The 12,475-nt window shown below is 58.4% G+C and carries 10 protein-coding genes; 5 read left to right on the top strand and 5 right to left on the bottom strand.

What is annotated here, in order from left to right; translation table 11 throughout:
- The first annotated feature begins 35 nt into the window (after positions 1-35).
- A complete protein-coding gene (locus MWU61_RS02100; protein ID WP_247127199.1) occupies positions 36-1,472 on the top strand; it encodes a Do family serine endopeptidase in 1,437 nt (478 codons plus the stop codon).
- A 53-nt stretch (positions 1,473-1,525) separates the two neighbouring features.
- Here the strand turns inward: MWU61_RS02100 and MWU61_RS02105 are convergent, their stop codons facing one another.
- The gene (locus MWU61_RS02105; protein WP_247126381.1) at positions 1,526-2,062 is read right to left on the bottom strand and encodes a peptidoglycan-binding domain-containing protein; all 537 of its coding nucleotides are present in this window, start codon (positions 2,060-2,062) and stop codon (positions 1,526-1,528) included.
- A 191-nt stretch (positions 2,063-2,253) separates the two neighbouring features.
- Between MWU61_RS02105 and MWU61_RS02110 the strand changes: the two genes are divergently transcribed.
- Positions 2,254-2,577 (top strand): 2Fe-2S iron-sulfur cluster-binding protein, encoded by a 324-nt coding sequence (locus tag MWU61_RS02110; RefSeq protein WP_247126383.1) that lies wholly within the window; start codon positions 2,254-2,256, stop codon positions 2,575-2,577.
- Positions 2,578-3,270, top strand: coding sequence for a VCBS repeat-containing protein (locus tag MWU61_RS02115; protein ID WP_247126385.1), 693 nt, complete (start codon positions 2,578-2,580; stop codon positions 3,268-3,270).
- On the opposite strand, the gene MWU61_RS02120 is transcribed toward MWU61_RS02115, so the two are convergent.
- A complete protein-coding gene (locus tag MWU61_RS02120) occupies positions 3,267-4,034 on the bottom strand; it encodes an adenosylcobinamide-GDP ribazoletransferase (RefSeq protein WP_247126387.1) in 768 nt (255 codons plus the stop codon). The genes MWU61_RS02115 and MWU61_RS02120 overlap by 4 nt on opposite strands.
- A 77-nt stretch (positions 4,035-4,111) precedes the next feature.
- On the opposite strand from MWU61_RS02120, the gene cobT reads away from it, so the two are divergent.
- Complete coding sequence (gene cobT / locus MWU61_RS02125) at positions 4,112-5,128, top strand: nicotinate-nucleotide--dimethylbenzimidazole phosphoribosyltransferase (RefSeq protein WP_247126389.1); 1,017 nt, start codon at positions 4,112-4,114, stop codon at positions 5,126-5,128.
- 3 nt (positions 5,129-5,131) lie between these two features.
- Here cobT and MWU61_RS02130 read toward each other — a convergent pair whose 3' ends face one another.
- Both MWU61_RS02130 and MWU61_RS02135 read right to left on the bottom strand, forming a co-directional pair.
- The gene (locus MWU61_RS02130; protein ID WP_247126391.1) at positions 5,132-7,027 is read right to left on the bottom strand and encodes a monovalent cation:proton antiporter-2 (CPA2) family protein; all 1,896 of its coding nucleotides are present in this window, start codon (positions 7,025-7,027) and stop codon (positions 5,132-5,134) included.
- A 191-nt stretch (positions 7,028-7,218) separates the two neighbouring features.
- Positions 7,219-10,284: a hypothetical protein gene (locus MWU61_RS02135; RefSeq protein ID WP_247126393.1), complete on the bottom strand. Its 3,066-nt coding sequence runs from the start codon at positions 10,282-10,284 to the stop codon at positions 7,219-7,221.
- A gap of 169 nt (positions 10,285-10,453) precedes the next feature.
- Here MWU61_RS02135 and MWU61_RS02140 point away from each other — a divergent pair, with 169 nt between their 5' ends.
- Positions 10,454-11,149, top strand: coding sequence for an SIMPL domain-containing protein (locus tag MWU61_RS02140; protein ID WP_247126394.1), 696 nt, complete (start codon positions 10,454-10,456; stop codon positions 11,147-11,149).
- 33 nt (positions 11,150-11,182) lie between these two features.
- On the opposite strand, the gene MWU61_RS02145 is transcribed toward MWU61_RS02140, so the two are convergent.
- Positions 11,183-12,475: an O-acetylhomoserine aminocarboxypropyltransferase/cysteine synthase family protein gene (locus MWU61_RS02145; protein WP_247126396.1), complete on the bottom strand. Its 1,293-nt coding sequence runs from the start codon at positions 12,473-12,475 to the stop codon at positions 11,183-11,185.

Here is a 12,475-nt window from a genome sequence, read left to right on the forward strand (position 1 = left end):
AATATTCTGCGGCCCGCAATATGGTGAAAGGTCTAATGACAGCGCTGGCCCTTGCTGGGGCCGTTGCCCTTGCACAGGCCAGCCCCGCGTTTGCCCAAGAACGCCCCGCAACCTTTGCCGATTTGGCCGAACAGGTCAGCCCATCCGTGGTGAACATCACCACGTCCACCGTCGTTGCAGGCCGCACTGGTCCACAAGGTATCGTGCCTGAAGGGTCCCCGTTCGAGGATTTCTTCAACGATCTGGAAAACGACAACGAACGTGATCAGGCCCGCCGGTCATCCGCGCTTGGGTCCGGTTTCGTGATTTCTGCTGACGGCTACATCGTCACGAACAACCACGTGATCGAAGGCGCCGACGAGATCGAAATCGAATTCTTTCCGGGCGAAGGTCAGCCAACTGAACTGTTGAAGGCTGAATTGGTCGGGACTGATCCGAACACCGATATTGCGGTTCTTAAGGTCGAATATGAGACCGATCTGCAGTTCGTCGAATTCGGCGACAGCAATGCTGTTGGGTCCCGCGTTGGCGATTGGGTCATGGCGATGGGTAACCCGCTGGGGCAGGGTTTCTCTGTCTCTGCAGGGATTGTCTCCGCCCGTAACCGTGCCTTGCAGGGGACCTATGATGACTACATCCAGACGGACGCCGCGATTAACCGTGGGAATTCTGGTGGGCCGTTGTTCAACATGGACGGCGACGTGATTGGTGTGAACACTGCGATCCTGTCACCAAACGGTGGGTCTATCGGGATTGGTTTCGCGATGTCGTCTGACGTTGTGACCAATGTTGTGGATCAGCTGAAGGAATTCGGCGAAACCCGTCGCGGTTGGTTGGGTGTTCGCATCCAAGACGTCACTCCGGACATGGTTGATGCCATCGAAGGTCTGACAGATGCACGCGGCGCGTTGGTGACTGATGTGCCTGCTGGTCCTGCGGAAGATGCCGGAATGCTGGCGGGTGATGTGATCACTGTGTTTGATACGATCGAAATCGAAAACACACGCGAACTGGTTCGTATCGTTGGTAATTCGCCTGTTGGTAAAGAGGTGCCGGTCACCGTTTTGCGTAATGGCGACACCGAAGACCTGACTGTTGTTCTGGGCCGTCGCGAGACATCCGAAGCGGTTGCTTTCCCTGAAGACGAAGATGTTCAAGAGCCGGAAGCACCTGAAGAGAAAAGCCTGCTTGGCCTGACATTGTCAGAGATCACGCCGGACCTGACAGAGCAGTATTCAATTACAGCTGACACAGGTCTTGTGATTACTGGCATCGACGCGGATAGCGAAGCAGCATCCAAGGGTCTGGTAGAAGGTGATCTGATCACCGAAGCTGGCCAGCAGAAGGTCACAAGCGTAGGTGATTTCGAAGACCGTATCACCGAAGCACGTGAGGCGGGTCGCAAGTCCCTGCTGCTGCTCGTGCGTCGCGGTGGTGATCCACGGTTCGTCGCATTGTCGCTAGCAGAGTAAGCAGACAACAAACTAATTGAGAAGGCGGCCCAGAAACGGGTCGCCTTTTTGCGTTACAGGGATGCGCGGTCCAGCGATACGATGCCCAGCGTTTCCGCGATCCCGCGTTGGATCAGGGGGCTATCGAAACCTTGGGGGGCCTGAAATGCCTGTATTGCTGCCCGTGTCCCAGCATCCAGCACACTGGTGATCGGGCCGTTGTAGGCGAGCCGTGCTTTAAGCGCGCGTTGCAGTGTGGCGACCCGTTCGGGCGTGTATTCCGGCGGGCATAATGTTTCGAACCGCGTGCCTTCGCCAATGGGTTCGGTGACTGGGCGCGTTTGATTGCGGAAGATTGGCGGCGATGTGAACGTCCCGTCGTCGCCCCTGATGCCCGGTGTCACGAGCACCTGTTCTTCGATAATGCGCGTGCGCGTCGGCGGAGCTGTGCGGGCAAAGCACTGCCCTGACACGGTCGTTTCGATTTCACCGTCCGTGATCAGGTTCTGCACGGGTGGCAGCGCTGGCACGGGTTCCGATGGTGGCGGCACAGGTGTGCATGCCAATGCAGCGCATAAAAGTGGCGCGGTCAGAATGGGTCGTAAAGTCATCGGCTGCTCTGCGCGTTGTTTGGGGGATAGTAGCCGGAGTTGACCCAATCCAAAATGGCCAATCTGCGGACCGCGCAAAACTTGGCTAGGTGTGTCGCGTCACCCCCACATGTGTTGGGGTTTTTGTGACTGGTCCTATGGGGCAAGCTGACCTAGATATAACGCAACGCACTAGACTTGTTGAGGAACGAATGGCGAAAATTACTTATGTTGAGCACGGCGGCAAAGAGCATGTCGTTGACGTGGCAAACGGTCTGACCGTGATGGAAGGTGCCCGTGATAACGGCATTCCAGGGATTGAGGCCGATTGTGGCGGTGCATGTGCTTGTTCAACTTGCCACGTTTATGTTGACCCTGCTTGGGTCGAAAAGGTGCCTGCAAAGGACGCGATGGAAGAAGACATGCTTGATTTCGCGTATGAGCCGAACGCAGAAACATCGCGTCTGACTTGCCAAATCAAGGTGACGGATGCTTTGGACGGCCTGCGTGTGCAGATGCCAGAAAAGCAGATCTAAATGCTGGGTCGTCTGACCACTGCAGCATGTCTTGCGGCCCTTGCAGGGGCCGCAAACGCCGACGTGACTGCCGCCCGCTACACTGAACCGACCACCCGCTATGCCCATGGCATTCTGGGCGATGCGATTGAATTCGGTGCATTGGTCATGACTGTTGACGGGGCGGAGGTGACGCTGCGGTTGCCGGAAACGCATGTTTTTGAAGATGTCGCGCCACGCCTTATTGATATTGATCTGGACGGCACGCATGAAGTGATGGTCGTCGAGACGAAGATGACCGAAGGCGCGCGGATTTCTATCTATAACGGTGCGGGTGAATTGGTTGCCGCGACCCCGCATATCGGTCGGTCGAACCGTTGGTATTCCCCTGTCGGGGCTGCTGATCTGGACGGTGACGGATTGGTCGAAGTTGCCTTTGTCGACCGTCCCCATTTGGCCAAGACGTTACGTGTTTGGCGGTATGATAATGGTGATTTCACCGAAGTCGCCGCAGCCGCTGACATGACTAACCACCGGATCGGTGAGGCTGATATCGCGGGCGGTATCCGTGACTGTGGTGATGGCCCCGAAATGATCGTGGCGACGGGCAATTGGACGCGGCTTTTGGCGGTGCGTTTTGACGGTGAATTGACGGCAACGGATATCGGGCCGCATGCCGGTCGCGACAGTTTTGCCGCTGCGATGGGCTGCTAAAGGATAGCGGACAATGTGATCAGCAAAGCGATTTCGGTCAGTTGCTGAGTTGCCCCTAAGATATCACCGGTTTGACCGCCGATTTTGCGGTGCGCGATACCGGCCCATAGGCTGGCCGTGATGCCGGCGACTATCAGTAAAGAGCCTGCTGTGAGCCCCAAAGCGAAGAACGCGCCCAACGTAGCGACGCCAATGGCCAGCCACGCCGTGACAGGTTTAGGGCATCCGACGGATTGGCTTAGGCCGGTGTCGCGCGCGTTGGGCAGGCCGGTCATCAACGCGACCATCGCCGCACGACTGAGCATGGCCACAGCGATCAATGCCGCAATCCAGTGGTCGGTTTGCACGATTGCTGTAAGTGCGGCCCAGCGGATGATCACAGACAACACGAGGGCCAGAACACCGTAGGCGCCATTGCGGCTGTCCTTCATGATTTCGAGCCGTTTGGCTTTGTCCCAACCGCCCCACAGGCCGTCGGCGCTGTCGGCCAGACCGTCTTCGTGCATCGCACCAGTCAGAATGACGCTGAGCGCGAGCATAAGGCCCGCCGCGATTGGGGGCGCAATTCCGACCCAACCAGCGCAAAGGCCCAAGACCACCATGGCGATCGCGATCTTCAATCCGACAATGGGATAAGCCCATGCTGCCAGTGGCCCGCGCTGGATCGCGAGATCGGTGTTCACCTGCACACGTACGCGCGTCAAAAGCCCTGCTGCTGCCGGGACGTCATGCCAGTGAATGAGGCTCATGTCGCGATTTGCCACGGTATGTCCCTTTTACGATCTTTCCATCTGCCCCGTGATCGTTAGACAGATGCAAACGATGTTGCAACGAGGTCCTCATGTCCGCTTCTTTTTCTACCCTTGCTGAATTTCGCGCTGTTTTGGCGACAGCTCCTGATGCGGACCCCGCTGCAACGGCGGCGGCACAGGACCGCAACGGTCAGTTGACCAAGCCGCCAGGTGCATTGGGGCGGCTCGAAGATCTTGCGATTTGGTATGCGGGATGGCGCGGCACAGACACGCCGTCGCTTGAAAAGCCGCAAGTCATTGTCTTTGCCGGCAACCACGGCGTTTGTGCGCAGGGCGTGTCGGCGTTCCCGCCGGAAGTGACCGTGCAGATGGTTGCGAACTTTGAACATGGCGGTGCTGCGATCAACCAGTTGTCTCAGGCGTTTGGGGCGAAGATGGACGTGCATGCGGTTGATCTGGATAATCCGACGGCCGATTTTACGGTGGCACCTGCGATGACAGAAGACGAAGTCATCGCAGCGTTGCGCACGGGGTGGGATGCGGTTGATCCGGATGCTGATCTGCTTGTCACGGGCGAGATGGGCATTGGGAACACGACATCAGCTGCGGCCATTGGTGCCGCGATCATGGGCGGCGATGCGGCTGAATGGACGGGGCGCGGGACAGGTGTTGATGATGCAGGTCTTGTGCGTAAGACCGATGTCGTTGCACGCGGCTTGGCTTTGCATGATGTGTCTGATCCACTTGAGGCGTTGCGCTGTTTGGGCGGTCGCGAATTGGCTGCGATGGCGGGTGCGATTGCGGCGGCGCGTGCGCACCGTATTCCCGTGATCTTGGATGGTTTCATTTGTACGGCGGCGGCTGCGACGTTGGAAAAGTCGGTGCCGGGGGCGCTGGACCATGCGGTAGCGGGTCACCTGAGTGCGGAAGATGCGCACCGTAAGATGTTGGACGGTATCGGAAAAGAACCGCTGCTACAGCTTGGTCTGCGGTTAGGTGAAGGGTCGGGTGCGGCCCTTGCCATTGGTGTTCTGAAGGGGGCGATTGCCTGTCATTCGGGCATGGCGACCTTTGCAGAAGCGGGCGTTGCGGCGGGCGAGGCCTGAGACCTAACGACCACCGCGGCGCTTCTTGGCGTCGCGGGTTTCTTCGCCGGACTGCTGTTTTTCGGCGAGCGCGGTTTCCAGATCGTTGTTCAGTTCTTTCGCGCGCGCGACGTATTCAGCATTGTCGCGCAGCGCCACGCCCGGTTTCCAGAACTCAGACAGTTCGCGAATTGCAGCGCGGTCATGTTCGTAGAAGAACGTCTCTGCCTCGTTGGCTTCGAATTCCGACAGCCCCAGATTTTCAAGCGCATAACGCCCCGCACGCAGCGACGAATCGAAGAGTTCGCGCACGATGTCGTTGGCACCTGCTGCATTCAGTTCGTAGGCATGCACGCGGTCCCGTGCGCGGGCGATGATATGCAGGTCGGGCCGCGTTTTGCGGGCGTATGTCACCAGCGTGTTGGCCATTTTCTTGTCATCGATGGCTACGACAAGAACGCGCGCGTCGTCCAAACCGGCGGCCTTCAGCAGGTCGGGACGTGTCGGATCGCCAAAATATCCCTTGAACCCAAAGGTGCGCATCATCTGGACGGTGCTTAGGTCGTTGTCGATGACGACGGTCGAAAAGCCTGCGGATTGCACCAGCCGGTTCACGATCTGGCCAAAACGACCGATGCCCGCGATGATTACGGTGCCTTGTTCGTCGACGTCATCATCGGCCATATCATGCCCGTCGGTGATCCGTCGGCTGGCGATTTCGTAGATGATAAACAGTAGCGGTGTAATCAGCATCGAAAGAGCGACGATGAGCAAAAGTTGGCTTGATAAACCGGGGCTGAGCACGCCTTGTTGGCCCGAGAACGAGATCAGGATGAAGCCAAATTCGCCTGCTTGCGCGAGGCCCAGTGCGAATAACCAGCGGTCTTTACCCTTGATTTTGAACAGGACGGAAAGGCCGTAAAGCACGATTCCTTTGATCAGCATGACCCCGACGGTCAGGGACAGGATGAAGACCGGTTCGCGGAAAAACAGACCAAAGTCGATGCCCGCGCCGACCGTGATAAAGAACAGACCGAGCAACAGGCCTTTGAACGGTTCAAGATCGCTTTCCAGTTCATGGCGGAATTCGGAGTTTGCTAAGACGACGCCCGCCAGAAATGTGCCAAGCGCAGGGGATAGGCCGACAAGGGACATCAGCACGGCGATTGATACGACCATGAGCAGTGCAAGAGCCGTGTACATTTCGCGCAGACGCGCATGATGGATGTACCGAAACACAGGGCGCGTTAGGAAGATCCCCGTCAGGATGACCGCCGCGACAGCCCCGAGAGTGACAAGCGTGACGCCCCAACCGGGTAGGCCGTCAACGAGGCTCATCGCGTGATGGGCGTCATCATGATCGGCGGTGCGGACCAGCGATCCGTCTGGTGCAATTGTTGCAGTCGCCGTGATCGCCAAAAGCGGCAAGATGGCGAGCATCGGGATGACAGCGATGTCTTGGGTGAGCAAAACCGAGAATGTCGAGCGTCCGCCGTTGGTTTGCATCAATCCTTTTTCAGACAATGTTTGCAAAACGATAGCTGTCGAACTTAAGGCGAATATCATCCCGATTGCGAACGCGACGTTCCATGCATAACCCATCGCCATCGCGCCGCCCATGATCAGCGTTGTAGTCACTGTGATCTGCAATCCGCCAAGGCCAATGAGCCGGTCACGCATGTTCCACAGAACCCGCGGTTCCAGTTCGAGGCCGATCAGAAACAGCATCATGACCACGCCGAATTCGGCAAAATGCTGAAGGTCTTGGGTTTCTGTGCCGACAAGACCGGTGATGGGCCCGATAAAGATGCCTGCAGCCAGATATCCTAATACCGACCCAAGCCCCATGCGTGCCGCAAAGGGCACCGCAATCACGGCTGCGCCGAGGTAAATCGTGGCTTGAAACAGGAAACTTTCCATAGCTTTGCTTTACGGATTTTGGCCGGACGATTGGCGTGGGATGGGCCAAGCGGGCGTGTTGAAAAGATGATCAGATGTATTTCGAGAGCTAACGGGATCGGTCCGTTTATGCCAGTCCCCAATGAACATGGCGTTGATGATTGCTGGGATTTTCTATCGTTTGCCCGATCGGACGCAGCGCGGTTGCAGGTTTAGCCCGAAGGCATCTGCAACGCGTAGGTTTGCCCGCGTTTAACGAAGTTCAGCGCGCTATCGCCGATTGCCGTGACGCGACCGCCGTCAAGGATGCTGCCGACTTCAACTTTGACGTAGCGCCCGCTTCCCAAACGGATCAAAGCCCGCCGATTGCCCGGACGTCCGTAGACGCCGATCAGGTTCATGTCGCGCAACCGGATCGCGTTCGACACGGTCGCGGCTTGCGCGACGGTGGCTGTTGTTGGGCCAGACGCGCGGGCGGGTGCGGTGGCGACGGGTGCTGCAGGGACGGCCGCTGCTGCGGTTGCGGCGGCGGCATTGCGTTGTTGCTGACGTGCGGCCAGCGTTTGGGCGGATGCGACGACGCTGCTGAAATTACGTGGCCGCGAATCTGGGCGCGGTGACGCGACGATGGCGTTGCGGGTCGGGTTGACGATTTGGCTTGGCGGGGCGGCCGCTGCGATGGACGCAACGATTGAACTGATATCGGGGTTTTCTGGTACGACGTCTGGCGCTGTTTCTTCTGCGACGACGGGATCTTCTTCGACCACAGGGGGCGCGAGATCGGCCGGGCGCACGGACGGGCGCAGACCTGCGAGAGCCGGATCAGCAAACGGTTCAGGCAATGGTGGCGGGACCAAGCCATCAGGACGCAATGACGGGCGGAACGATGCAAGTGCAGGATCGTTGCCAAGCAAATCGCCGTCTTCGCGCGTGGCGTCTGGTGGCGCCGACCCCGGACGTAGCGGCGGTGTCAGGGCAGGGCGACCTGCGATGACGACCGTGCCGTCAGAGGTGTCGTCAATTTCGGGTGATGTGGTGTTTTCGGTTTCGTCGGCTTCGGGCGCAGAAATTTCGGGATCAACGCTGGCTGTTTCGATCTCTGGGGTCGTTGTTTGATCATCCGCTAGCTCTGCGACGTCAGTATCGGCTTCAGGCTGGGCAGCCTCGTCTTCAGGCTGGGCAGCCTCGTCTGTCTCCGGAACAGGCTCTGCGGTTTCAGTATCGGCTGTGTCCGCATCTGCAACATCTGTTTCAGTCGTACCGTCGTCGGCAGGTACAACGGCGGCGGCTGGTGTGACTTCCGGCGTGGGCCGAAGCGGTGGCGTAATCGCGGGTTTGCGACCGTAAATCCAGACGCCTGTTGGAAGGATCGTACCGTTCGCAGCCGCGAGGATAAATCCGTTTTCGTCGCGTTGGACATTGCGGTCCGGCGCGGTCGGATTGATCGGCGCGAGAATTGTGCGGTCCGGTGCCGCGACCGCGCGGTCGGGGCCTGCAGGCTGCGTATTTGGCGTGATGGCAGGCAGTGTCGCAATGTTAACGAGACCGTCTAGGGTGCCTGCCTGTGCTTCATCAGGGAGCCGTGGGGCGCGTTGCCAGACGCCTGTCGCGGCGTAAATGCGTGCGGCCTCTGATGGGCTGAGCACAGTTCCCGGTGGTGTCGTGAAAACAGGCTGGGCGGCGGGTTCCGGCGTTGCGGGCGCGTCTTCCGTCGGTGTTACGGCCGCGACATCAACAATCGCGGGGGCCCCAACGACGACAGGCGGTGTTTCGTCCACGTCCGCAACTGTTGGCGTCTTGAAGAGGCCCGCGATCCCGTTTTCCATTCGGCTGCTGGCCCACATGGCCGCAATCACCATGAACGCCAAAAGTGCGGCCGTCATGATCAGGCCGAGGTGCTTGGGCTTGCCGCCCACCGCAGCAGCACCGGCCTTTTTGCCTTTGGTCCCGCCTAATGCCAAGTCGGCCTTGCTGGGGGGCGCTGCTAGTGGACGTTTGATCATCGCGAGAAGCGGAGCAATTGGGTTTGAACGCGGTTCTTTCGGTTCGGTCACAACCGCATTGCTCGCAGGGCGAGCCGCGATGGGTGCCACTACTGGAACGGGTGTTGCGGCTGTTTCATCCGCGGCCTTCAGCGGTTTGGGTATCGCTGGCGCATCTGGTTCCGAGGTTGAAACGTCATCGGTTTTATTCTTAGTCCCGCTGCGGGCAAAGAACGCGATGGGGCTTTTATCAGGATTGGGTGACGTCGCTGGGCGCGATTGTTCGCTGGGCTCAGCGTCCGGTTCGGCCAAGGCTGGCGGTTCTGGCGTCGGGTCCGGTACGCGGCGCGCGCCGGTTATTTCGACGGCCCTGCTGCGGCTGGCGAAAACGGGTTCTTCGGTTTCAGCGTCCGCGGTTTCTGTGTCGGGCGTTGTTTTCGTTTCGTCGTCCATTGTTTCTGGCGTTGGGACGTCGTCTTCGTGCGCGGGCGACGGCAAATCAGTCTTTGGTGGGTCTTTCCGGTCGCGGCTGAACACGGGTTCTGCTTCGGCTTCAACAGCGTCAGATTCGGTTGTTTCGGATTTCAGATCCGTTTGATCGGACGGTTCGTCTGTTGTGGAGGCTGCGACGTCGTCTTCGTTCGCATCCGGCGTGTCCGGCTCTTCGATCGGCAGTTCTGCTTGCGCAGGTTCGGGGTCTTCGGACGGCGCGGCCTCGGGAATTGCCGCGCTTGGCGTTTTCATAAAACCGGGCAGCGTGCCGACATTTGTCAACACAGCGGGACTATCGTCGCGGGTGATTTCCACGTCAGGCCCGACTACGCTGACGCAATGCTTCGTCGGTCCAAAGAAGACTTCGGTGCTGAATGTCAGCGGCTCTGCCACAGCGACAAAAGTCATCGGTTCGAAACCGTGTTCCTTTGCGAAAGCTTCCGCTTCTTCAAGGGTTTGGCGTGCGACGGCGGCAATCTGGGTGCGGCCACCAGTCCGTTCAAAATCGATCACGAGTTCATTCAGCGGGATCGGTGTTTCCTGATCAATCGCGCGGTGAATGTCATCAACCGAAGTGCGGGTCGTATCGATTTCGATGTATTTGATTTGGTCGTTCGGCAGCAGCAGTTTGGTGCGTAAGCCGTCCGTTTCAAGACCCAAAGCGGTGTCGCGCAAAGCCTTCATTTCGCTTGCAAGATCAGGCGCTTCTAATGACACCTCTCCGGCCAGCGCCCAGCCGTCCGCTACGCGGTGCAGCAGGCGAATTCCTTCGAAGGAGAGTGAAAGCGCGAAATTTGGCGTCATATGAAAGTCTTAACAGGTTCACAACATACGCGAGAAGGGGAATTATTCCGCCCGCGCTATCTATCGCGAAATTCCGCCAAATCCAAGTGCGAGGCCTAGCCGCGCCAAGGAATGCGGTATCAAATACGTCCAAGGGGTGAATGAAACCCTAATTTGGAGAGGATTTTCCATGCGTGAATTGATGTATGTTGTGGCGGCGATGCTGCTGGTTGTTGGATTTTCGGGGCATGCGACGGCCCAAGAACGCCCCCAGATCACGGTGGTGGGCCATGGAACAGTGACTGCAAAACCGGATATTTTGCGGATCATGATTGGTGTCGTCGCGCACGCGGATCAGGCCAGTGAAGCGGTTCGCGAAATGAGCGATGATTTGTCCCAAGTCCTGGCTGTGATGTCCGACGAAGGTCTGCCGCCCGCTGATATACAGACCAGTAGTCTGCGGTTGTCAGAGCGGTACAGCAACAATCGCGAATACGACGAACCGCCAAAAGTGATCGGTTTTACCGCGCAATCCAACGTCACGGTCATCGTGCGCGACCTGGATCGAGCTGGGGGCATTCTGGATCGGTTGGTGTCTGAAGGTGCCAATCAGATCAGTGGCTTACAGTTCGATGTTGAAGATAAAGCGCCGTTGCTCGAACAAGCGCGAATTGCCGCGGTTGCCGATGCGATTTCTAAAACGGCGCTATATGCCGACGCGGCGAACGTGAAGCCGGGAGCGATCATTTCGATCTCTGAAGCGTCTGGCGGTGGCGGGTTTGAGCGTGGCCAAGTCATGGCAATGGCCGAAGCGCGGAGCGTACCGATTGCGGCTGGTACATTGGATGTCACGGCCCAAATCACGGTCGTGACAGCCATCGAATAGCCAGCCCCGCGCGACACGGGACTGGCAATTGGGTTAGGCAGTGGCTTTGGCCAGTGCCTGATCCAGATCGGCGATGATATCGTTTGCGTCTTCGATGCCGATAGACAAACGAACGATACCCGGCCCAGCACCAGCTGCTTCTTGCTGTTCAGCCGTTAGCTGGCGGTGTGTGGTCGACGCGGAGTGGATAATCAAAGACCGCGCATCGCCCAAGTTGGCGACGTGGCTGAAGATTTCGAGCGAATCGACCAGCTTGATGCAGGCGTCGTAGCCGCCTTTAACGGCAACGGTGAACAATGCACCGGCACCACGTGGGCAGATCTTTTCGACAAGATGCTGATATGGCGATGATTTCAGACCGGCATAGGTCACGTAGTCCACGCGCGGATCGTTTTCGAGCCACGTCGCGACCTTCATCGCGTTTTCGACGTGACGCTCCATCCGCAGGGAAAGCGTTTCGATCCCCATCAGCGTATAATGGGCCGCTTGCGGGTTCATCGTCATGCCAAGATCACGCAGACCAATGGCAATGCCATGGAAGGTGAACGCCAGCGGGCCGAAGGTTTCCGAGAATTTCAAGCCATGATAAGCTGGCTCTGGTTGGCTGAGCGACGGGAATTTGTCGTTTGCGGCCCAGTCGAATTTACCAGAATCGACAACGCAGCCGCCGGTCACAGTGCCGTTGCCTGTCAGGTACTTCGTCGTTGAATGCACGACCAGCGTTGCACCATGTTCGATCGGGCGGCACAGGTATGGTGTCGCTGTGGTGTTATCGACGATCAGCGGAATGCCTGCATCGTCGGCCACGTCCGCAATCGCACGCAGGTCAGTGATATGACCGCCGGGGTTGGCAATTGCTTCGCAGAAGATCGCGCGCGTGTTGTCGTCAATGGCAGCAGCGACCGCCTTTGGATCATCCATATCGACGAATGTCGCGGACCAACCGAAACGTTTGATGGTTTGGCTGAACTGGGTGATCGTGCCACCGTATAGGCGGGACGATGCGACGATGTTCAGCCCCGGCCCCATGATCGGGAACAGCGCCATCAACTGGGCCGCGTGACCGGATGAACAGCAAACGCCGCCAACACCGCCTTCTAGGGTCGCGATACGTTCTTGTAGTGCGGCGACAGTCGGGTTGGTCAGGCGGGAATAGATGTAGCCAACTTCTTGCAGGTTAAACAATGCGGCTGCGTGGTCTGCGTCGCGAAACACGTAGGCGGTTGTTTGATAGATCGGGACTTGGCGGGCACCGGTTGCCGGATCAGGGCGTGCGCCTGCGTGAATTTGTAGTGTGTCAAAGCCGTAGGTTGGGCCGTCGGTCAT

Source organism: Loktanella sp. F6476L (assembly GCF_023015725.1).
In the GTDB taxonomy this organism is placed as follows: Bacteria; Pseudomonadota; Alphaproteobacteria; order Rhodobacterales; family Rhodobacteraceae; genus Yoonia.

Excerpts from the sequence above, each read along its gene's own strand:
- MWU61_RS02100 (WP_247127199.1), top strand. The coding sequence starts at position 36 with ATGACAGCGCTGGCCCTTGCTGGGGCCGTTGCCCTTGCACAGGCCAGC.
- MWU61_RS02105 (WP_247126381.1), bottom strand. The coding sequence starts at position 2,062 with ATGACTTTACGACCCATTCTGACCGCGCCACTTTTATGCGCTGCATTG.
- MWU61_RS02110 (WP_247126383.1), top strand. The coding sequence starts at position 2,254 with ATGGCGAAAATTACTTATGTTGAGCACGGCGGCAAAGAGCATGTCGTT.
- MWU61_RS02115 (WP_247126385.1), top strand. The coding sequence starts at position 2,578 with ATGCTGGGTCGTCTGACCACTGCAGCATGTCTTGCGGCCCTTGCAGGG.
- cobT (WP_247126389.1), top strand. The coding sequence starts at position 4,112 with ATGTCCGCTTCTTTTTCTACCCTTGCTGAATTTCGCGCTGTTTTGGCG.
- MWU61_RS02130 (WP_247126391.1), bottom strand. The coding sequence starts at position 7,027 with ATGGAAAGTTTCCTGTTTCAAGCCACGATTTACCTCGGCGCAGCCGTG.
- MWU61_RS02135 (WP_247126393.1), bottom strand. The coding sequence starts at position 10,284 with ATGACGCCAAATTTCGCGCTTTCACTCTCCTTCGAAGGAATTCGCCTG.
- MWU61_RS02140 (WP_247126394.1), top strand. The coding sequence starts at position 10,454 with ATGCGTGAATTGATGTATGTTGTGGCGGCGATGCTGCTGGTTGTTGGA.
- MWU61_RS02145 (WP_247126396.1), bottom strand. The coding sequence starts at position 12,475 with ATGACCGACGGCCCAACCTACGGCTTTGACACACTACAAATTCACGCA.